At 52.0% G+C, this 20153-nt stretch carries 13 protein-coding genes, 3 tRNA genes and 3 rRNA genes; 11 read left to right on the top strand and 8 right to left on the bottom strand.

The features are described from left to right. Positions 1-24 precede the first annotated feature (24 nt). Positions 25-1245: a hypothetical protein gene (locus GFH31_RS06380; RefSeq protein WP_125147128.1), complete on the bottom strand. Its 1221-nt coding sequence runs from the start codon at positions 1243-1245 to the stop codon at positions 25-27. A gap of 327 nt (positions 1246-1572) precedes the next feature. On the opposite strand from GFH31_RS06380, the gene proS reads away from it, so the two are divergent. The 6 genes from proS to rrf all read left to right on the top strand — a co-directional run bounded on the left by proS (position 1573) and on the right by rrf (position 9151). Continuing rightward, on the top strand, positions 1573-3057 hold the full coding sequence (gene proS, locus GFH31_RS06375; protein ID WP_055203223.1) for a proline--tRNA ligase: 1485 nt from the start codon (positions 1573-1575) through the stop codon (positions 3055-3057). A 1093-nt stretch (positions 3058-4150) separates the two neighbouring features. Then, a 16S ribosomal RNA gene (locus GFH31_RS06370) occupies positions 4151-5679 on the top strand. Between the two features lie 99 nt (positions 5680-5778). Continuing rightward, positions 5779-5855: transfer RNA gene (locus GFH31_RS06365), tRNA-Ile, on the top strand. A 10-nt stretch (positions 5856-5865) separates the two neighbouring features. Then, a tRNA-Ala gene (locus GFH31_RS06360) sits at positions 5866-5939 on the top strand. 124 nt (positions 5940-6063) lie between these two features. Next, positions 6064-8935, top strand: a 23S ribosomal RNA gene (locus tag GFH31_RS06355). 103 nt (positions 8936-9038) lie between these two features. Then, positions 9039-9151, top strand: a 5S ribosomal RNA gene (gene rrf / locus GFH31_RS06350). Together the 16S, 23S and 5S rRNA genes with 2 tRNA genes alongside form the textbook arrangement of a ribosomal RNA operon. 288 nt (positions 9152-9439) lie before the next feature. Here rrf and GFH31_RS06345 read toward each other — a convergent pair. Then, positions 9440-9841: a hypothetical protein gene (locus tag GFH31_RS06345; protein WP_153498348.1), complete on the bottom strand. Its 402-nt coding sequence runs from the start codon at positions 9839-9841 to the stop codon at positions 9440-9442. Positions 9842-10226: 385 nt separating this feature from the next. Here GFH31_RS06345 and GFH31_RS06340 point away from each other — a divergent pair, with 385 nt between their 5' ends. The 3 genes from GFH31_RS06340 to GFH31_RS06330 are packed head-to-tail and all read left to right on the top strand — an operon-like array spanning position 10227 to position 11092. Further along, complete coding sequence (locus GFH31_RS06340; RefSeq protein WP_055205672.1) at positions 10227-10409, top strand: YtxH domain-containing protein; 183 nt, start codon at positions 10227-10229, stop codon at positions 10407-10409. A gap of 13 nt (positions 10410-10422) precedes the next feature. Next, positions 10423-10794 (top strand): hypothetical protein, encoded by a 372-nt coding sequence (locus GFH31_RS06335; RefSeq protein ID WP_055205673.1) that lies wholly within the window; start codon positions 10423-10425, stop codon positions 10792-10794. Further along, positions 10787-11092 carry a hypothetical protein gene (locus tag GFH31_RS06330; RefSeq protein ID WP_118456955.1) on the top strand — a complete coding sequence of 102 codons (306 nt, stop codon included), beginning with the start codon at positions 10787-10789 and terminating at the stop codon, positions 11090-11092. Before GFH31_RS06335 ends, GFH31_RS06330 begins: the two co-directional genes overlap by 8 nt. A gap of 124 nt (positions 11093-11216) precedes the next feature. Here the strand turns inward: GFH31_RS06330 and GFH31_RS06325 are convergent, their stop codons facing one another. Together GFH31_RS06325 and GFH31_RS06320 are read right to left on the bottom strand one after the other, a co-directional pair. Further along, positions 11217-11402, bottom strand: coding sequence for a hypothetical protein (locus GFH31_RS06325; RefSeq protein ID WP_118456953.1), 186 nt, complete (start codon positions 11400-11402; stop codon positions 11217-11219). Between the two features lie 54 nt (positions 11403-11456). Then, on the bottom strand, positions 11457-12473 hold the full coding sequence (locus GFH31_RS06320) for a hypothetical protein (protein WP_118456951.1): 1017 nt from the start codon (positions 12471-12473) through the stop codon (positions 11457-11459). 452 nt (positions 12474-12925) lie between these two features. Here GFH31_RS06320 and GFH31_RS06315 point away from each other — a divergent pair, with 452 nt between their 5' ends. Beyond that, positions 12926-14032: a BF3164 family lipoprotein gene (locus GFH31_RS06315; RefSeq protein ID WP_145996526.1), complete on the top strand. Its 1107-nt coding sequence runs from the start codon at positions 12926-12928 to the stop codon at positions 14030-14032. A gap of 144 nt (positions 14033-14176) precedes the next feature. Here the strand turns inward: GFH31_RS06315 and GFH31_RS06310 are convergent. Continuing rightward, positions 14177-14250: transfer RNA gene (locus GFH31_RS06310), tRNA-Met, on the bottom strand. A gap of 173 nt (positions 14251-14423) precedes the next feature. On the opposite strand from GFH31_RS06310, the gene GFH31_RS06305 reads away from it, so the two are divergent. Further along, on the top strand, positions 14424-15554 hold the full coding sequence (locus GFH31_RS06305; RefSeq protein WP_118456949.1) for an alkaline phosphatase: 1131 nt from the start codon (positions 14424-14426) through the stop codon (positions 15552-15554). A 62-nt stretch (positions 15555-15616) separates the two neighbouring features. On the opposite strand, the gene GFH31_RS06300 is transcribed toward GFH31_RS06305, so the two are convergent. The 3 genes from GFH31_RS06300 to GFH31_RS06290 all read right to left on the bottom strand — a co-directional run bounded on the left by GFH31_RS06300 (position 15617) and on the right by GFH31_RS06290 (position 20091). Then, on the bottom strand, positions 15617-17878 hold the full coding sequence (locus tag GFH31_RS06300) for a heavy metal translocating P-type ATPase (RefSeq protein ID WP_118456947.1): 2262 nt from the start codon (positions 17876-17878) through the stop codon (positions 15617-15619). 110 nt (positions 17879-17988) lie between these two features. Continuing rightward, positions 17989-19086 carry an NAD(P)H-dependent flavin oxidoreductase gene (locus tag GFH31_RS06295; RefSeq protein ID WP_055205679.1) on the bottom strand — a complete coding sequence of 366 codons (1098 nt, stop codon included), beginning with the start codon at positions 19084-19086 and terminating at the stop codon, positions 17989-17991. Between the two features lie 171 nt (positions 19087-19257). Beyond that, entirely contained in the window at positions 19258-20091 is an 834-nt protein-coding gene (locus GFH31_RS06290; protein WP_101572097.1) for a GIN domain-containing protein, read from the bottom strand. Between the last annotated feature and the right edge of the window lie 62 nt (positions 20092-20153).

The raw sequence follows: 20153 nt of genomic DNA, 5'->3' as shown, positions 1-20153 counted from the left end.
TCGTTGCCGGAAGCCGGCCGAAGATTATCTCCGATAGCTTGCGCCGCCGCCCGACGATTGTCCGCCGCCGGTGTATCCTCCTCCTCCGCCCCGGTAGCCGGACCCGGTGCTCGGCGAGTAGCTGCTGCCCGAAGAGGGAGCGGTGCTTCCGCGCCGGTACGACGATCCCGAATTGTTGTTAACCGACGGGCTTACGGTGGTAGTCGGCCCCGATGCGGTTCCGCCGCGCCGGTAGGACGAACTGCCCGAAGACGTTCCCGAACCGGTGCTGCCGATCGAACTGCCGCTCGAGGTCGTACCGCCCCGGCGGTACGACGAGCCGCCGTTCAGCGACGAGCCGGTAGTCGTTCCGGGCCGGTAGGTCGATGAAGTGGTTCCTCCCCGGCGGTAGCTGGGTCCCGACGACCCCCGCCCTGCGGAAGATACCGTGCCGCCCGTTCCGGTTCTCGGACGGTTCCAAACCGTGTTCTTATTATTGTATTTAGGGTAATAATCGTATCCCCAGTGATGATGCGGGCCGTACCATCCTCCGTAATAGGGCGGATACCAGCCGCCGTACCATCCTCCGTACCAGCCGTTCCAACTGTTCCATCCCCAATTCCATCCCCAGTTCCAACTGTTATAAGGGTAGTATCCCGAATACCAACTCCACGACGGGCTCCATCCCCACCACCACGGGCTGCTCCAGTTCCATGCGGGGGAGCTCCATCCCCACAGTCCGAGATTGATGTTTACGTTGGCTGTTCCCCAGTCGCCGTACAAGGAGGGGGCGTATTTGGGTTCTACGAGCACCTGGTCGCCGAGTACCGTCACGTCGTAATAGGCCGGATCGTAGGCGGAGGCATAGCGTCCCGAGGTGTTGGCATTTTCGTTTTGGACGTCGCTCTGCCTGTCGTCGCTCAGCGAACCGAGACTTTTCAGACGGCTTGCGTAAGAATCTCCGCCGTAACCGCCCGCGATCAAGCTGCTGCGCGATTCGTCCTCTTGTCGGTCGTTCAGTTCGGATACGGCCCGGGCCACTTCCTCGCGGCGGGCCCGTTCGGCCTCTTCCGCGGCGCGCTGCGCTTCCTGCTGCCGGATGAGACGCTGCTGCTTCTCGGCGGCGATCGCTTTCCGGTTGTGCGTTACGTATAAATCGTCGGTGGCAGCGGATGAAGTGCTCGAATAGACGGTTGCACTGCATCCTCCCAGCAGCGTGGCAACGACCACGCTGCCCAATACGGTTATTAATTTTCGGCTTTTCATGGCACTCTATTTTTTCTGTTTCGCGGAATGGCGGCCTTTTCGCCGCCGCCGCATTCCATCATATATAGGTATAACGAAAATTATACCCGAAAGTTATTGCTCCGGAAATAAATTTCACGGTTCCGGAGGGCGCGCGCGCCGTTTTTAAAAGATGCATCTGCGCCCTCCGAACGTTGCGTGGCGCGGGTCGAATGTTTTTCCTTTTTCCAGGGAAAAACCGATCCGGCCTCGTTGCCAAAGATATTCAATTTTTACGATTTTTGGAAAAATACTATACCTTTGTAAATTCACAAACCGAAGTATTTTAAGACTGAAAAGTAGTTTGATATGGCAAAAGAGCTGAAAGAGTTGACATCACGGGACGAAAACTATTCGCAGTGGTATAACGATCTGGTGGTAAAAGCGGGACTGGCCGAGAATTCGGCAGTTCGCGGATGTATGGTGATCAAACCGTACGGTTATGCGATCTGGGAAAAGATGCAGCGTGCGCTGGATCAGATGTTCAAAGATACCGGGCATGAAAACGCTTATTTCCCGCTGTTTATCCCGAAGTCGTTTTTCAGCAAGGAGGCGCATCATGTCGAGGGGTTTGCCAAGGAGTGCGCCGTGGTGACCCATTACCGGCTGAAAAACGATCCCGACGGCAAGGGCGTGATCGTCGATCCCGATGCCAGGCTCGAGGAGGAGCTGATCGTCCGCCCGACCTCCGAGACCATTATCTGGAATACCTATAAAAATTGGATTCAGTCGTACCGCGACCTGCCGATTCTTTGCAACCAGTGGGCTAACGTGGTGCGTTGGGAGATGCGTACGCGCCTGTTCCTGCGGACGGCCGAGTTCCTGTGGCAGGAGGGGCATACGGCGCACGAAACCCGGGAGGAAGCGATGGCCGAAGCGAAAAAAATGATCGGCGTCTACAAGGAATTTGCCGAAAAGTGGATGGGGCTGCCGGTGATCGTGGGGCACAAGAGCGACAGCGAACGTTTCGCCGGGGCCGACGACACGCTGACGATCGAGGCGCTGATGCAGGACGGGAAAGCGCTGCAAAGCGGAACGTCGCATTTTCTCGGACAGAATTTCGCAAAAGCGTTCGACGTGCAGTTTACCAATAAGGAGGGTAAGCTCGATTATGTGTGGGCGACCTCGTGGGGCGTTTCGACCCGTTTGATGGGGGCCCTGATCATGGCGCACTCCGACAATAACGGGCTCGTGCTGCCGCCGAAGTTGGCTCCGATACAGGTCGTGATGATCCCTATTTACAAAGGCTCCGAAGAGCTGGCGCAGATATTGGCCCGGCTGGACGAGATTGCCGCCGAACTGAAAAAACGGGGAATCAGCGTTAAAATCGATGCGCGGGACAATGTCCGCACCGGTTTCAAATTCGCGGAATACGAGTTGAAAGGCGTACCCGTTCGCCTGGCGATGGGGCCGCGCGACTTTGCCGGCGGTACGATCGAACTGGTTCGCCGCGATACGCTCGAAAAAGCGACCGTTCCGCAACAAGGGCTGGAAGATGCCGTCGAACGGCTTCTCGGCGAGATACAGCAGAATATTTATGATAAAGCGCTGAAATTCCGCGACGGTATGATTACGCGGGTCGACACGTACGACGAGTTCAAACGGGTGCTCGACGACAAAGGCGGCTTTATCCTGGCCCATTGGGACGGCTCGCCCGAAACGGAAGAGCGCATCAAGAACGAGACGAAAGCGACGATCCGGTGCATTCCGGTCGACGCCCCCGCCGAAGAGGGAGTCTGCATCGTCAGCGGAAAGCCTTCGCACCGCCGCGTCCTTTTTGCCAGGAGTTATTGATGTTTCTCTCTTTTAGATGAATAAGGCCTCTGTTTTTACAGAGGCCTTATTCATGGATGAGGGAATAATTGTTGTTTCAATGAAGATTCCTTAAATGTTCTTTTGGGTGCAGTGCAACGGTTTGTCAATTGTTTTGGTCAACTGTAAAGAAACGGTCGAGAATTCCCTGCAAGTAAAGACTGGTGACCGATGGAAGTGCTTTTTCTGGAATGAAAACAGCACTCATTGTCATATCCGGATTAAGAACAAAACAATAGGGTGTATTTAATTCGTCTAATTTGGATACTTCCGTTATGCTGTAACAAGGCCATCTTTCGATATTGTAGGATCTGCTGTTTTTCTTGAACAAGTGAAAATCCGGATATTCAGTCATGATAACGGGTGTTATACCGTATTTCTTTGCAAAACTTATCATTCGACTAAATGCAAATGTTATAAATATTGTAAAGGTAATAGTTCGATTAATATAATGTCTATATATACCTTAAATACTAAAAGAGCGAAGTTGCCTATTTGATTTGTATTGCCAGATGTTTGATCGATTCCGATTAAGTATTTATCGGTTGGAGATTGAATATTCCAATGATCTCTATTGACGATTCGCTTTAAAAGAATGCAGACCTTTGAGAAAGAATGAAATTTAAAAAAGATGAATATTTGAAGGATTGATAATTGTAGTTAATATACAATAATACAGATTTTTATATGTATTGAAATGGACGGATGAGATGAATGCATGAATAAAAAAAACAAAAAAAGATCGGATAAAATTTGCAGGATAAAAAAAAGTCTCTACATTTGCACCCGCTAAACGAAAGTAAAGCAGTTCTTTCAAAAGGTTGTCGAAAATAAAATTTGCAAATTTTGCAAAGAAACATTTGGAAATTTAAAAATCCGCCGTATCTTTGCAGTCCGATTCGCTCTTAAAATCAGAGCGATTTTTTTAGCGGTCTTTGCGAACTTTTCGCAACATGAAACAGGTTCTTTGAATTATTGGTAATATTTGAGAAAAACAAGTAAATGTAGTATTTATCAATTCCTAAATTATTTCAGGAAATTCAAGTAGTCAGGACTCTAATGATTTAAATTTTTTACAATGGAGAGTTTGATCCTGGCTCAGGATAAACGCTAGCGGCAGGCCTAACACATGCAAGTCGAGGGGCAGCGGAAGAAGTAGCTTGCTACTTCTGCCGGCGACCGGCGCACGGGTGCGTAACGCGTATGCAACCTACCTTTAACAGGGGGATAATCCGAAGAAATTTGGTCTAATACCCCATAATATTTCAGAAGGCATCTTTTGAGGTTGAAAACTCCGGTGGTTAAAGATGGGCATGCGTTGTATTAGCTAGATGGTGAGGTAACGGCTCACCATTGCGATGATACATAGGGGGACTGAGAGGTTTTCCCCCCACACTGGTACTGAGACACGGACCAGACTCCTACGGGAGGCAGCAGTGAGGAATATTGGTCAATGGACGCAAGTCTGAACCAGCCATGCCGCGTGCAGGATGAAGGTGCTATGCATTGTAAACTGCTTTTGTACGAGGGTAAATTCAGATACGTGTATCTGTTTGAAAGTATCGTACGAATAAGGATCGGCTAACTCCGTGCCAGCAGCCGCGGTAATACGGAGGATCCGAGCGTTATCCGGATTTATTGGGTTTAAAGGGTGCGTAGGCGGTTTGATAAGTTAGAGGTGAAAGCTCGATGCTCAACATCGAAATTGCCTCTGATACTGTCAGACTAGAGTGTAGTTGCGGAAGGCGGAATGTGTGGTGTAGCGGTGAAATGCTTAGATATCACACAGAACACCGATTGCGAAGGCAGCTTTCCAAGCTATTACTGACGCTGAGGCACGAAAGCGTGGGTAGCGAACAGGATTAGATACCCTGGTAGTCCACGCCGTAAACGATGATAACTCGTTGCCGGCGATATAGTGTCGGTGACTAAGCGAAAGCGATAAGTTATCCACCTGGGGAGTACGTTCGCAAGAATGAAACTCAAAGGAATTGACGGGGGCCCGCACAAGCGGAGGAACATGTGGTTTAATTCGATGATACGCGAGGAACCTTACCCGGGCTTGAAAGTTAGCGACGGATCCTGAAAGGGGTCTTCTCTTCGGAGCGCGAAACTAGGTGCTGCATGGTTGTCGTCAGCTCGTGCCGTGAGGTGTCGGGTTAAGTCCCATAACGAGCGCAACCCCTACTGTTAGTTGCCAGCATGTCAAGATGGGCACTCTAGCAGGACTGCCGGTGTAAGCCGAGAGGAAGGTGGGGATGACGTCAAATCAGCACGGCCCTTACGTCCGGGGCGACACACGTGTTACAATGGTCGGTACAGAGGGTAGCTACCTGGTGACAGGATGCCAATCTCGAAAGCCGATCTCAGTTCGGATTGGAGGCTGAAACTCGCCTCCATGAAGTTGGATTCGCTAGTAATCGCGCATCAGCCATGGCGCGGTGAATACGTTCCCGGGCCTTGTACACACCGCCCGTCAAGCCATGGGAGTTGGGGGTGCCTGAAGTACGTGACCGCAAGGAGCGTCCTAGGGCAAAACCGATGACTGGGGCTAAGTCGTAACAAGGTAGCCGTACCGGAAGGTGCGGCTGGAACATCTCCTTTTTGGAGGGTATGATTATTTGAAGATAGGTATGAAACTTACCTGTTTTTCTCAGATTACCTTTAATTTTAATAATATGTGTGTCCCACATTACACTAGACAGTCCCGTAGCTCAGTTGGTTAGAGCACTACACTGATAATGTAGGGGTCAGCGGTTCAAGTCCGCTCGGGACTACCATAAAGAGATTGGGGAATTAGCTCAGTTGGCTAGAGCACCTGCTTTGCAAGCAGGGGGTCAAGGGTTCGACTCCCTTATTCTCCACAATTTACACTAGAAAGGTTTGCGTTTTGTAAGGCTTTCCTGTTGTAAAAAAGTTCTTTGACAGATTTAAGGATGAGAAAGGGGGTTGCATAACCGGTCACGAGCCGGGTTATGCGACACGAAAAAGAAAGTAAGCAAGGGCGTACGGGGGATGCCTAGGCTCTTGGAGGCGAAGAAGGACGTGTTAAGCTGCGAAAAGCTGCGGGGATTTGCAAAAAAGACTTGATCCGCAGATGTCCGAATGGGGCAACCCGGCAGGTCGGAGACCTGTCACACCGGCAACGGTGAGCAAACCCTATGAACTGAAACATCTTAGTAATAGGAGGAGGAGAAAGAAACATCGATTTCCCGAGTAGTGGCGAGCGAAAAGGAAAGAGCCCAAACCGGCATTGTTACGGCAATGCCGGGGTTATAGGACTGCGATATCTTAATACCAACGAACGAGAAATGACTGGAAAGTCGTACCGTAGAGGGTGAAAGTCCCGTATTGGTAAGTTCGGTAAGCGGTAGCAGTATCCTGAGTATGGCGGGACACGAGGAATCCTGTCAGAATTTGCGGGGACCACCCCGTAAGGCTAAATACTCCCAAGAGACCGATAGTGGACCAGTACCGTGAGGGAAAGGTGAAAAGTACCCCGAACAGGGGAGTGAAAAAGAACCTGAAACCGTACGCTTACAACCTGTCGGAGCCGCTTCGTGCGGTGACGGCGTGCCTTTTGGATAATGAACCTACGAGTTACTAATCACTAGCGAGGTTAAGGACTATAAAGTCCGGAGCCGAAGCGAAAGCGAGTCTGAATAGGGCGTATAGTTAGTGGTTGTAGACGCGAAACCTTGCGATCTACCCATGAGCAGGATGAAGGTTGGGTAAAACCAACTGGAGGTCCGCACCGGTAAACGTTGAAAAGTTTTCGGATGACTTGTGGGTAGGGGTGAAAGGCTAATCAAGCTGGGAAATAGCTCGTACTCCCCGAAATGCTTTTAGGAGCAGCGTTGTAATAGTCTACTGGAGGTAGAGCTACTGATTGGATGCGGGGGCTTCACCGCCTACCAAATCCTGACAAACTCCGAATGCCAGTAGAATGATTTGCAGCAGTGAGCCGCTGGGTGCTAATGTCCGGCGACTAAAGAGGAACAACTCAGACCATCAGCTAAGGCCCCCAAACATACACTAAGTTGAACTAACGATGTGCGACTGCAGCGACAGCTAGGATGTTAGCTTGGAAGCAGCTATTCATTTAAAGAGTGCGTAACAGCTCACTAGTCGAGCGGTTGTGCGTGGATAATAACCGGGCATCAAGTGTATTGCCGAAGCTATGGACTCTACGGAGTGGTAGGGGAGCATTCCATCGACGTCGAAGCCGATTCGTGAGGATCGGTGGAGTTTATGGAAAAGCAAATGTAGGTATAAGTAACGATAAGGCGGGAGAGTAACCCGCCCACCGCAAGACCAAGGTTTCCTGATCAACGTTAATCGGATCAGGGTCAGTCGGGGCCTAAGGGTAAGCCGCATGGTGATCTCGATGGACAATCGGTTAATATTCCGATACTGATATGAACTGCGACGGAGGGACGGAGAAGCGTAAGCTACGCCAACAGACGGAATTGTTGGTTAAAGGGTGTAGGTATATGATTCGGTTAATAGCTGATTCATGCTGAAACCTGACAGTACCGAGCGGCTACGGCCAATCGGATAGTTAGCCCAAGCAAGCTTCCGAGAAAAACTTCTAAGCTTCAGGTTCATATCACCCGTACCGTAAACCGACACAGGTGGTCGAGGAGAGTATCCTCAGGTGCTTGAGTGAATCACGGATAAGGAACTAGGCAAATTGACCCCGTAACTTCGGGAAAAGGGGTCCCTACGCAAGTAGGGCGCAGCGAAGAGGTCCAGGCAACTGTTTAACAAAAACATATGGCTCTGCTAATTCGAGAGAAGAAGTATAGGGCCTGACACCTGCCCGGTGCTGGAAGGTTAAGAGGGGATGTCAGCGCAAGCGAAGCATTGAATCGAAGCCCCAGTAAACGGCGGCCGTAACTATAACGGTCCTAAGGTAGCGAAATTCCTTGTCGGGTAAGTTCCGACCTGCACGAATGGTGTAATGATCTGGACACTGTCTCGTCCGTGAGCTCAGTGAAATTGTAGTCCCGGTGAAGATGCCGGGTACCCGCAACGGGACGAAAAGACCCCGTGAACCTTTACTGCAACTTAACGCTGAATTTGGGTGCATAATGTGTAGGATAGGCAGGAGACTGCGAAGCGGTGCCGCTAGGTATCGTGGAGTCAACGTTGAAATACTGCCCTTTGTGTATTTGAATTCTAACCCCGCAAGGGAGACACCGTTTGGTGGGTAGTTTGACTGGGGTGGTCGCCTCCAAAAGCGTAACGGAGGCTTCCCAAGGTACCCTCAGCACGAATGGTAACCGTGCGCAGAGTGCAATGGCACAAGGGTGCTTGACTGTGAGACCAACAAGTCGACCAGGTGCGAAAGCAGGGCATAGTGATCCGGTGGTTCTGTGTGGACTGGCCATCGCTCAAAGGATAAAAGGTACTCCGGGGATAACAGGCTGATCGCCGCCAAGAGCTCATATCGACGCGGCGGTTTGGCACCTCGATGTCGGCTCGTCACATCCTGGGGCTGGAGAAGGTCCCAAGGGTTCGGCTGTTCGCCGATTAAAGTGGCACGCGAGCTGGGTTCAGAACGTCGTGAGACAGTTCGGTCTCTATCTGTTGCGGGCGTAGGAAATTTGAGGGGTCCTGACTTTAGTACGAGAGGACCGAGTTGGACGAACCTCTGGTTTATCAGTTATGCCGCCAGGTGTATCGCTGAGTATCCATGTTCGGATTGGATAAGTGCTGAAAGCATCTAAGCACGAAGCCAACCCCAAGATAAGATTTCCCTTGAGGGCCGTAGGAGACTACTACGTTGATAGGCCGCAGGTGTAAAGGCAGTGATGTCAAAGCCGAGCGGTACTAATAGCCCGAATGACTTTCTTTACAGAGGGCCCTTTTCTCATCCTCGAATCGTCAAATACTCGAAAGAAGGTGTTTGAGTCAAAAGAACTTTACGATATCATGTTGTTAGCTATAACAATGTAGATTTAGGTGGTTATAGCAGCGGGGTTCCACCTCTTCCCATTCCGAACAGAGAAGTTAAGCCCGTTCACGCCGATGGTACTGCAGTAACATGTGGGAGAGTAGGTAGCCGCCTCCTTAGAGTCCTCCGAGCAATCGGGGGACTCTTTTTTTATGCGGCAAAAGGGTTGAATCAAGGGGCCATCGGTGACCGATACTACTTGTCCGTTTTTGAAGGTTACTCGTATAACGGGCGCTTCGTCTCGTTCGAACGAAAAATGGTTTGAGGATCGGAGTGTTGTACGGAATCCCGGGCTTGCAGGTTTCCAATAGCTGAATTTATTTCGGCGAACAAACAAATACTATAAATCATTGGTTATTTGCATATTGGTCGGAATGGACGTTCTCATTAAATAAGAACGCACATTTAATCGTAGAAATTGGCTGCATTAAAAAAGTTAGTTCCGGAATTTATGGCAATGGCAGTAACCGGTTGGTTCGTAATTGGATCTAATGTTTGTAAAGTTTGTGCAAAACTTGTTCCCCTGCCTGTACTTCCATAGTTTGCAGCACTTATGGGTACATTTGAATTGATACTGACCATCGCCCCCATCGCCCTAAGAACCGCATTTTGTTGTCCCGACTCTGCCGTGTTCAGACTCGTGGAATTTTGTCGCAAGCTTAAAGACGAATATCCGTTATTCATTAATGTCGTTTCGTCTTCGATGATTCGTGCATTATCCCCGGCTCCCGTGCTTTCGAGCCGGTTGGTAGATGCGACGTAATACCAGTCTCCGCCGATTACCGCGCTTTTCTCGTTTTCTTCCATGTAGCTACCATGGCAAATTTTTCAAGGTTCAGTTTTTTAGCATGGTCGATTGTCTTTAGGTTTGCTTTGGGGGATATTCGCAATTTATACGAAAATAATAATATCATTAAAATAGCAATATCGGCTCTGTTCTTTTAGTAATTGGAGTGTGGGGGGAAGGAGTTGTGCGGATGATGCGTGTCTGGGTCCGGATTTGTAAATTTCCTTATGGCGGGGGAGCGGTATTTCTGAGAAAGCTCCGTTTTTATTTCTGGCCGGATTTCCGGAAAGTCCGCAATTTTTCCGTGAAATGGGAATTGTGGTTTGTTTTTTGTTAAAACCGAATACGGAACACTGTAATCCGGTATTTCAGAAATTATTTTTCAAACCTTAAAAAATTAAAATCATGAAAGGTCAATGCTTTTTTTCGTTTCTGGGCGGAGCTGCCATCGGTGCGGTCGTAGCCCTGCTGCTGGCTCCCGATTCGGGGCAGAACACGCGTCACAAAATCGTCGATAAGATCAAACACGGCGAGCAGAAGGTAAAGGATGCCGTAGAGGAGGAATTGTACGCCCACAAACAACAGTAAATCCGCCGCAGGTATGGAAAACAACGACAGGGGCCGAATCGGACAGGCGACTCGGGATGTGAAGGATTATGCGGCGCTCTATGCGGATCGTCTGCGGCTCGGCCTGATCGAGAATCTTTCGACCTTTTTCAACGCACTGTTCGGCGTGGTCGTCCTGATTGTTTTGCTGTGGATCGCCGCGATGTTCTTTGCCGTGGCCCTGACGTGGGTGATCGGCATGTTAATCGGGTCGATGCTCGGCGCCATACTGTTGATGGGAGGGCTGTTCGTCGTGCTGGCAGCGATCGTATATGCGGTACGCCGCAGGCTGATCGTCGATCAGATGGCCAGGATGTTCGGCAAAATGGTCTATGACATGCGTAAAAAACATTCGGACGATGAGTAAAGTACATTATCAGCGGATCCGTTCGCTGCAGGACGTCAGGATCGAACGCTTGCGCGTGGAAAATGAATTGGACGCGGTCGAACGGAGGTTGCGGGACGATTACCGCGGGATATCGAAGATGTTCTCGGTGGGCTACCTGATGGAGCAGATCACCGGGAAGGCCAACCTGATCTATAACATCGTGCAATGGAGCATGTCCGGGTATAACTTCATCCATTCGATGATCGACAAATACAAAGCCATGAATGCCGAACGGACCGGCAAAGAGTCCGATTCCGGAAAAAATCCGTTTAAATAAGGGAGGCTTTGCCGGATAATAACCGAAAGGCGGTCGCAGGTATCTGCGACCGCCTTTCGGTTAGGGAAAATGATTTGTATACCGGCCTTCCGGTGCTGCCCGCGAACGGACGGCACCGGATCGTTTACTGGTTGTGTCCGGGGGCGTACGGTGCGGCGGATTTCGATCCCGTGACTTTTTTAACCTGTCCGGGCGGCAGTTTTTGTTCTTTGTATTGCTTGCGCTGTATCCGCAGTTCTGCGGAACAGGAGGACAGGGCGGCGATAATCCCCAGCAGCAAAATTCCCGGTAATATATGTTTCATTTTCATATAAGGTCGGTTTTACGGTTCCACCTCGATAATTTGCCGTGTCGGTTCGCAAGCCTATTTTTTCTTGTCTCGGTTCGCAAGGTACTCTTTTACCACGTTGTAGTAATCGTCCGGTTTTTCTCCGTTGGGATAGCGTTTGTGGGCCGTTTTGCTCTCTTTGGTGTCGGCAATTCCCCAGAAGATCGCATCGCACGTGTCGTCGTATGAGCCGAAGATGCAGTATTCGGACGCTTCGCCTGCCCAGGCTACTTTCTCTTTCCATTGATCCAGCGTGCTGCGTTTCCAGTCTGCGGGAGCCACTCCTTCGTTCGGGCAGACGAACCGCACCGTGTTATCCGAACTCGAAGAGCGGTTGCGGTAGCCCCATCCGTCCGAAGCGACGAAATCCATCGGGGAGTTGACCTGGCAGGTGCCGATCCGGAATTTAGCCAGGTAGTCTTTCTCGTTGTCCGGCGCGGCGTCGTACATTTCCCGGAAGTTTTCGCCCATGTAGAAAACCACCAGCATCGGCCGGTCGTCTCCGTAGCCGTATTTGCGGTAAACATCCTTCTGGGCCCAGTTTTCCCAGATGCGTTTGGCGATGCCGTTCCAGTAGGCCAACGTGTGGGCTGCCGGGTTGCCGATGAACATGATGAACTGCATCCCCAGTTCGTTGCACACCGTTTCGATGGTTTCGAGCTGGTACTTGGTATCCACGTCCCACAGGGCGTTTTCGTTGGGCTGGCATCCCGGCCAGCTCGCGGGAACGGTCGCCCATTGGCTGGGATTGGTCAGGTCGATGATCACGTTGTTGATGCCGGCCTGTTGGATCGTGGAAAGGATCGCGCGGGCCTGGTCGATGTTTTTGTAATCGTGATCGGTGATCCACTTGTCGCCTACCTTGAACTTGATGACTCCTTCGTTCGCGCTGCGGCAGCAAATCAGGATATGGGTCATCGGGACGGGGCCTTCGGTTACGGAGGTCGAGTCGGTGCCGGAATTAGAACCGGCATTGCCTTTGGACGGGTTTTCGGCGCATCCGAACCAGGCCAGGGTTGCCGCCAGAAGGCAGCATGTCAAGAAACGTTTCATAATAATGTGGGGTTAGTTGGTAATGATACGAGTTTTGTAAATGGTTGTCGGTACGTTCGATTCAGCGAGTTTTTTGAGACTTTTTTCGGAGTGTCATCTTCCGTGTTTGATACAAATATAACGATTCATTCGGGAATCGAATCCATTTTATATAAGGAAAATGAATTCGGTTTCGATTTCGGAATCGGCGATCTTGTCGATAGTCATGTTGAATCGGCGATGTAAAAAGAATAAAAATGCGATGAGAATTGAACTTTAGATAGTAAATTTGGATAAAATATCTTCGCTGATGAGGATTTAATATAAGAAAAAATTAGGTTGAGCCGGTGTTCCGTTGCGGATCACGTAGTTTTGTGGAATATGTCGTTCCAAATGCACATGGTACGGTCGGGGTAAGTGTTCCAAATAATTGTTGATTTGTAAATAAGAGCGGAGTTTTAATAGGATTGGGTATGAATAAACGATGTGTTGTTTCGGTCGTAGCGTTTTCTTTTTTTGTTTCAGCCTGCCGACAGGTTGTCGTTCCTTCGGCGGATTACATGATTCTGGACGAGGTCGCATATGTCGATACGTTTCCGCAAACTTTTACGATCGGCCAGGGGACGCTTTTCGATCCGGATGTAATCGGGGTATCGAGTATTGTTATTCGGGATTCATTGCTGCTTATTTCCACATCCGATAATAAGGGGTACTGGTCGCTTGTCTCATTGCCCGAATATAAGCATTTGGGGAAATATTTGATGAAGGGAAACGGACCCAACGAACTGTTGTCTTCGCCTTGGGTGAAGCAGCAAAATTTTCTGAAAGAGCAAGGCCGGCTCAAAGCTATTATATACAGTTTTCCGACAGGGAAATCCTATAAAATGGACTTATCTGAAACGATAAAAAACAAGGCGCTTCGTATGAGAATGATGCAAGATTCTTTTCCTCGGAATCTGACGGCGTTTATCGTATTGGACAGTACGACTTTTTTATGTAAAGAGATTAATGAAGAGCATACCCGACAAATAAGATACATTCTGCATAAAGGAGAAAAAACGATTCCGGAGAATCTCGAAAAGTTAAATTTTTCTTCCGTGCGTGCGGGAGAAGATTTTAATATTCTGTCGACGGCAACGAAATGCAATGCCGACGGTAGCCGGATTGTCGAAGCTCCTAACAGATTAAATCAGATTAACGTATATTCTCCGGACGGCTCTTTCGGGAAAACGATTTGTGTCGGCAGACAGTTGGATCGTATCGGCGACGTGCAAGATCTCGATCCCCAAAGCAGAAAGCGCACTTATATGGATCTGGTCGCATTCCCTGATTTTTTCGGCGCTTTGTACCTGGGTGAGAAAAGAGAAAATATCGGAAAGGAGATGTCGAAAAAGCCGGTGATTCAGTTTTTCGACTGGGATGGGAATCCATTGGCCGAAGTGAAATTGGATCGGTTTGTTTCTGCGTATGCCGTCGATTTGATCAACGGGGATTTGTATGCGCTGAATTATAATATGGAGGAGATGTATAAATATGATTTTAAAGAAATTCTGGAGAAATTGAATAAGCGGAGCGATTAGGTGTGACTGTTTGATTTGATAGCATCGATATCCGTCGATAAAGCGAAGCGGATGTCGCATCGCTTTATGGGTATGTGTGTAACTCGCGATTTTACTAAGTTGATAAACGAAAAAGGTTATGACGGAAGTCATAACCTTTTATAGTAGCGGGACGGGGACTTGAACCCCGGACCTCATGATTATGAATCATGCGCTCTAACCAGCTGAGCTATCCCGCCGTCATTCGGCGTTTGCGAGTGCAAAAGTAGCAAATATTTCGTTTCGCACAAATTATCCGTCCGCATTTTTTGCCCGAAAATCATTTTAACGGGAACTTAACCGCTACCTTCGGGTAAAAATCGTATCTTTGTTAAGCGAAAAACAGATTTTGTCAACTTAAAAATAGAAGAAGATGAAAAAAATTGTCTTGGGATTGCTTGTCGTATGGATGGCCGCATTGACGGCGGATTTGTCGGCCAAATCCGGACCGGGTCCTAAAAAAAGCGGAAAATGCGCGGTAAAGAATGTGATTTACATGATCGGCGACGGGATGGGATTGTCGCAAGTGTCGATGATGATGCTTGAGAACGGCTACCGGCCCACAGCGTTCGACCGCAGCGGGAACATCGCCCTGATTAAGACCTACTCGGCGAACAACCGCGTGACCGATTCGGCCGCTGCCGGGACCGCTCTGGCATCGGGGAACAAAACCGATAACGGTATGCTCGGAATGGGGCCCGACGGGCAGGTTTTCAAATCGATTATGGAGCGGGCCAAAGAGGAGGGATACCAGACCGGTTTGGTCGTAACCGTCTACCTACAACATGCGACTCCGGGCGCTTTCTTTGCACACGTGCCCAGCCGCGGCGATCTGGACGTAATTTCCGAGCAGTTCGTCGAAAGCGGCGTGGACGTTGCGTTGGGCGGCGGCAAGAAGTTCCTGCAGGAAGGACAGAAGGACGGCAAGCCGCTGATCGACGCGCTGAAAACGAAGGACTACCGCGTCGTGTACGATATGAACGAACTGAACGGGGTGGACCGCGGCAAGGTGGTCGGACTGTTCGCCGACGAGTACATGCCGACGGTGATGAAGGGCCGCGACGAAAACTACCTGTGCAATGCGACCAAAAAGGCGCTCGAAATCCTGTCGAACAATGCGGCCGGCTCCAAAAAGGGTTTCATGGTGATGATCGAAGGATCGCAGATCGATTCGGAAGGGCACGCCAACAATGCGGAAGGCATCCTGGCCGAGACGCGCGATTTCGAACGGGCTGTCGGCGCTGCGATGGATTTTGCCGACACCCATCCCGGCACGCTGGTCGTCGTGACGGCAGATCACGAAACTTCCGGACTGTCGATCACGAGCAACAAGACCGATTTCACGCTCTCCGAAAGCGGGATCGGATACCAGTTCGGCACGACCGGACATACCGGTACGTTGGTGCCCGTTTACCTGTACGGCGCGTGCGCCGACCGGATCAACGGGATCATGGACAACACCGACCTGCCGAAAGAAATCGCAGCGTTGATGCGGCTGAAATAGTACCTGCGGATTTTATCCGATATGCAGAACGCTCTCCCCGACCGGGGAGAGCGTTCTGTGTTTTAATCGGCGCGAACGTTGTTCGGGCGGCCGGACGAAAGAGGCGGCGTTCCTGTGGACATCCATTTCAGACGCAGGCTGTTGGCGACTACCGATACGGAACTGAACGCCATGGCGGCTCCGGCCAGCATCGGATTCATCAGGATGCCGTACAGCGGGTAGAGCACGCCGGCCGCGATCGGGATGCCGATCAGGTTGTAAATAAACGCCCAGAACAGGTTCTGCCGGATCAGCCGGACGGTTTTGCGCGACAGAACGTAGGCTTTCGGCAGCAGCAGCAAGTCGGAATTCATCAGCGTGACCATCGCGACGTCCATTGCGATGTCGGTGCCGTGCCCCATTGCGATGCTGACGTCGGCGCGAGCCAGCGCTTGCGAGTCGTTGATGCCGTCGCCGACCATCGCTACGCGCTTACCTTCCCGCTGCAATTGCTGGATGTATTTGTCTTTGTCGTCGGGCAACACTTCGGCCCGGTAATGGCGGATGCCGAGCCGTTCGGCCAGCGCGGCCGCTGTCTTACGGCTGTCTCCGGTCAGCATGGCGATGTCGATGTGCAGCCTGCGCAGTTGGTCGAGGGCGGGCGGCGTGGTCGCTTTCAGCGTATCGTTGATAACGATGACGGCCAGCAGTCGGTCGGCCGTGCCGAAATAGACGATGCTTGCGCCAGTCTGCTGGGCCGTTTCGATCCGCACGTCCGTTTCTTCGGCCGGCGCGGCGCCTTGTTCGGCCATCAGGTTGCGGCTGCCGAGCCAGTAGTCCGCGTTGCCGGCCGTAAAACGGATTCCACGCCCGGTCAGACTGACGAACGAGGCCACTTCGCAGGGTTGCGCTTCGTGTGCCGACAGGTAGTTTACGATGGCGCTGGCCAGCGGATGTTCGGATTTCATTTCGGCGGCGCAGATCATGTTTCGGTACTCCGGCAGGTCGGGGCCTGCGGCGATCCAGTCGACGACCGAAGGGCGCCCTTCGGTCAGCGTACCGGTCTTGTCCATGACGACGGTATCGATCCGGCACAGTTGTTCGAGGGCCGTCGCGTCCTTGATTAGGATCTGGTTCTCGGCTCCTTTGCCGATGCCGACCATCAGCGCGGTCGGCGTAGCCAGTCCCAGCGCGCAGGGACAGGCGATGACCAGCACCGAGACGGCCGATAGCAGGGCATACGAAAAATAGTCCATGCCGCCGATGGCCAGCCACAGCGCGAAGGTCAGCAGCGCGATGCCGATGACCGTCGGTACGAAAATTGCCGCGATCCGGTCGGCGATGCGCTGTACCGGGGCTTTGCTGCCCTGGGCTTGTTGTACCATGCGGATGATCCGGGCCAGCAGCGTGTCGCTGCCGACTCCGGTGGTTTCGAGAACGAACGTCCCGCGCGAATTGATCGTGCCGGCCACCACTTTGTCCCCGGCCTCCTTGCCGACGGGCAGCGGTTCGCCGGTGATCATGCTTTCGTCTACGTACGACGATCCGTCGCGAACGACGCCGTCCACCGGGATTTTTTCGCCCGGGCGTACCGAAACCCGGTCGCCCACCTGCAATGCGGAGATCGGAACGTCCTCTTCGTGATCGCCCCTCACGAGCCGGGCGGTGGTCGGCTGCAGGCCGATCAGTCTTTTAATGGCGGACGATGTGTTGCTTTTGGCGCGTTCCTCGAGCAGTTTGCCGACCAGCACGAATGCGATGATTACGCAGGCGGCTTCGTAATAGACGTGCGGTTCGAGTCCGCGCCGGAGCCAGAACTGCGGGTAAACGGTGTTGAACAGGCTGAACAGGAAAGCGATCGACGTGCTGAGGGCCACCAGCGTATCCATGTTGGCCTGCCGGTGGCGCAGTTGTTTCCATCCGTTGACGAAAAAGCCGCGCCCGAAAAAAAACAATACCGGCAGCGACAGTATGAGCATGATCCAGTTGCCGTAAGGCATGTGCATGAACAGCATGGCGATCACGACGATCGGCAGCGAGAACAGCCACGCTCCGATCGTGTCGTACCGCAGGCGCAGGTAGCGGTTGCGTTCGGCCTGCTGCTGTTTGACCTCTCCGCCCTGTTCGTCGATGATCAGGTCGTATCCCGAAGCCTGGACGGCGGCGCGGATCTGCTGCGGCGTGATCTGCGATTCGTCGAATCCGACCGACAGCCGGTTGGATGCGAAATTCACCGATGCGTCGGTGACTCCGGGCAGTTTCCGCACGGTTTGTTCGACGCTCATGGCGCAGGACGCGCAGCTCATTTCCAGTACCGGGTAATTTTTGCGAACGGTTTCCTTCATAACTTAAATTTCGATTAATCGACAGGTATCAAACAAAAACGATACCCAAAGATAGGAAATATCTCCGAATACCGTTTTGAAAATAGGCGGCCGCCCGTCCCTGTCTGGCGTTATACCGACAGCGGGCCGCGTTTGCGGCGCAGTTCCGCCGCGCGGAACTCGGCCTGTAGCGAAGCGATCGTTTCGCGGACGCTCGTGATCTTTTTGGACAGGAACGCATTGGCTCCTGCGAAAGCGTATCCGCGGGACAGGTTGCCTTTGGCCGCATTGTACAGCGCCATGATAATGCAGTAGGGACTTTTGGTGTAGTCGCAGGTCTTGATGCAGTGGAACGGACATTTCTTCGGACGGGTCAGCCCTTCGCGCACCCGGCGGATGAACTCCCCGGCGATCGCGCGCCCCGGCATTCCTACCGGGCTGGCGATGATTTCGATGTCTTCCTCGCGGGAATTGATATAAGTGTCCTTGAACGCCTGCGACGCGTCGCATTCTTCGGTTGTCACGAACTTGCTGCCGAGCTGCACCCCGTCGGCGCCGAGTTCCATGATCCGGTAGATGTCTTCGCCGGTATAGAGTCCTCCGGCGGCGATCACCGGGATGCGGCGGCCGTAGAGCTTTTCGAAATGCCGCGCTTCGGCGACCACTTCCGGAACGATGTGTTCCAGCGAGTAGTTGGCGTCGTCGATCTGGTTGTTTTTATAGCCGAGGTGACCGCCCGCTTTCGGACCTTCGACGACGATGGCGTCGGGCAGGTAGTCGTAGTTCGCTTTCCATTTTTCGCAGATGATCTTCGCCGCGCGGGCCGAAGAGACGATGGGCACCAGTTTCGTGGTGCTCTCCCGCTGTAAGTAGGACGGCAGGTCGAGCGGCAGTCCCGCGCCGGAGAAGATGATATCGGCCTTCTCCGCGATCGATGTTTTGACCATGTCCGAGAAGTTGCTCAGCGCGACCATGACGTTGACCCCGATCACGCCGCGCGTTTTTGCGCGCGCCTTGCGGATCTCTTCTTTGAGACCCATTATGCTGTTCGTCAGATAGTCTTTCGAGAATTTCGGGTACAGCAGCCCCATTCCGGCGCACGAGATCACTCCGACGCCTCCTTCGTTGGCTACGGCCGAGGCCAGCCCCGAAAGGGAAATGCCTACTCCCATACCGCCTTGGATGATAGGCAGTTTGATGGTAAGATCTCCGATTTTAAAGGATTTCATTCATTCAGGTTTAGAATTACGTCGCAAATATAATTTATTTATGACGTGTTCCGTCAAAATAAATTGTAAATATACGATGTCTAAATGCAAAAAAGACGAAGCCGCCCAACTCAAGGGGCGGCCCGTCCAACAAAACAAAACTAATCCTAATCTAATTATGCAGTTGACTTGTCAGAGTGCTTTTTTTATCGACGATGCGGAAGAGATGGTGATGCTCCGGATCGTCGGGTCTCCTTTGTAAGTGATGCTGGAGGCGCTGTTTCCGTTGGCCGTCAGGTCTCCCAGTACGGTTCCGGTGTTTACTTTCGACGCCGAGGACGCTTCGATCCGGCAATCCCGCGAACTGAGTTGCTGCCCGTCGAAATTCGAAGCTCCGCTGGCCTTGATGTCGGCGATCCCGGCGTTGCCGGCCATGCGGATGCGCGAGGCCCCGGAGATATCGCAGAACAGGTTGCCGCTGAACTCCCGGATATCGGCTTTCGAGGCCCCGTTCAGGATGCCGTTCAATTCCCGGCAGTTGATCGCGGCGTCGGTCATCCGGCTGGCTCCGCTGCATTGCAGGTTTACCTCTCCGGTGACCGCGATCTCCGGCCCGTTGAGTTTGGCCGCTCCGTTCAGTTCGATCTGCAGGGCGTTGCTTTCGAAACCGCCGCTGCAAACGATGCTGGCCGCTCCCGACCCGTGAATGAATTCGGGGTGCGGCAGATAGATTCTGGCGCGGCAAACCAGGTTGTTTTCGAAACGGAGCGGAGCGTTCGTCCTGAATCCGACCGTGACTACGCCCCGACCGTCCAACTCGAACAGCAGGATATCCTCGTATTCGGCGTTGACCTCTACGACGGCATACGTCCGGTCGGAGCGGATCAACTCCACGTTGAAAGAGCCGGAGGCCGCTACGCCGACGATCGGTTTCCCTTCGAAACGGGTCAGCCGTACCATCTGGGTCTGGGCTGCCAGAGCGATTCCCGGGACGAGCAATGCGAACAAAAAGAGTATTTTTCTCATAACGGGTCGTGATTATCCGGAACGGAATCCTGTGAAATTATTTATACAACGGGAAAGAGGTG

It is taken from the genome of Alistipes sp. dk3624 (genome assembly GCF_009557455.1).
In the GTDB taxonomy this organism is placed as follows: domain Bacteria; phylum Bacteroidota; class Bacteroidia; order Bacteroidales; family Rikenellaceae; genus Alistipes_A; species Alistipes_A hominis.
Note: the sequence above shows the minus strand (reverse complement) of the source record. Positions and strands in the feature narration are given on the sequence as shown.

Bases quoted from the DNA above. Each gene is read 5' to 3' on its own strand.
- GFH31_RS06380 (WP_125147128.1), bottom strand. From the start codon at position 1,245: ATGAAAAGCCGAAAATTAATAACCGTATTGGGCAGCGTGGTCGTTGCC.
- GFH31_RS06340 (WP_055205672.1), top strand. From the start codon at position 10,227: ATGAAAGGTCAATGCTTTTTTTCGTTTCTGGGCGGAGCTGCCATCGGT.
- GFH31_RS06290 (WP_101572097.1), bottom strand. From the start codon at position 20,091: ATGAGAAAAATACTCTTTTTGTTCGCATTGCTCGTCCCGGGAATCGCT.
- GFH31_RS06315 (WP_145996526.1), top strand. From the start codon at position 12,926: ATGAATAAACGATGTGTTGTTTCGGTCGTAGCGTTTTCTTTTTTTGTT.
- GFH31_RS06325 (WP_118456953.1), bottom strand. From the start codon at position 11,402: ATGAAAATGAAACATATATTACCGGGAATTTTGCTGCTGGGGATTATC.
- GFH31_RS06330 (WP_118456955.1), top strand. From the start codon at position 10,787: ATGAGTAAAGTACATTATCAGCGGATCCGTTCGCTGCAGGACGTCAGG.
- proS (WP_055203223.1), top strand. From the start codon at position 1,573: ATGGCAAAAGAGCTGAAAGAGTTGACATCACGGGACGAAAACTATTCG.
- GFH31_RS06345 (WP_153498348.1), bottom strand. From the start codon at position 9,841: ATGGAAGAAAACGAGAAAAGCGCGGTAATCGGCGGAGACTGGTATTAC.
- GFH31_RS06305 (WP_118456949.1), top strand. From the start codon at position 14,424: ATGAAAAAAATTGTCTTGGGATTGCTTGTCGTATGGATGGCCGCATTG.
- GFH31_RS06320 (WP_118456951.1), bottom strand. From the start codon at position 12,473: ATGAAACGTTTCTTGACATGCTGCCTTCTGGCGGCAACCCTGGCCTGG.
- GFH31_RS06295 (WP_055205679.1), bottom strand. From the start codon at position 19,086: ATGAAATCCTTTAAAATCGGAGATCTTACCATCAAACTGCCTATCATC.
- GFH31_RS06300 (WP_118456947.1), bottom strand. From the start codon at position 17,878: ATGAAGGAAACCGTTCGCAAAAATTACCCGGTACTGGAAATGAGCTGC.
- GFH31_RS06335 (WP_055205673.1), top strand. From the start codon at position 10,423: ATGGAAAACAACGACAGGGGCCGAATCGGACAGGCGACTCGGGATGTG.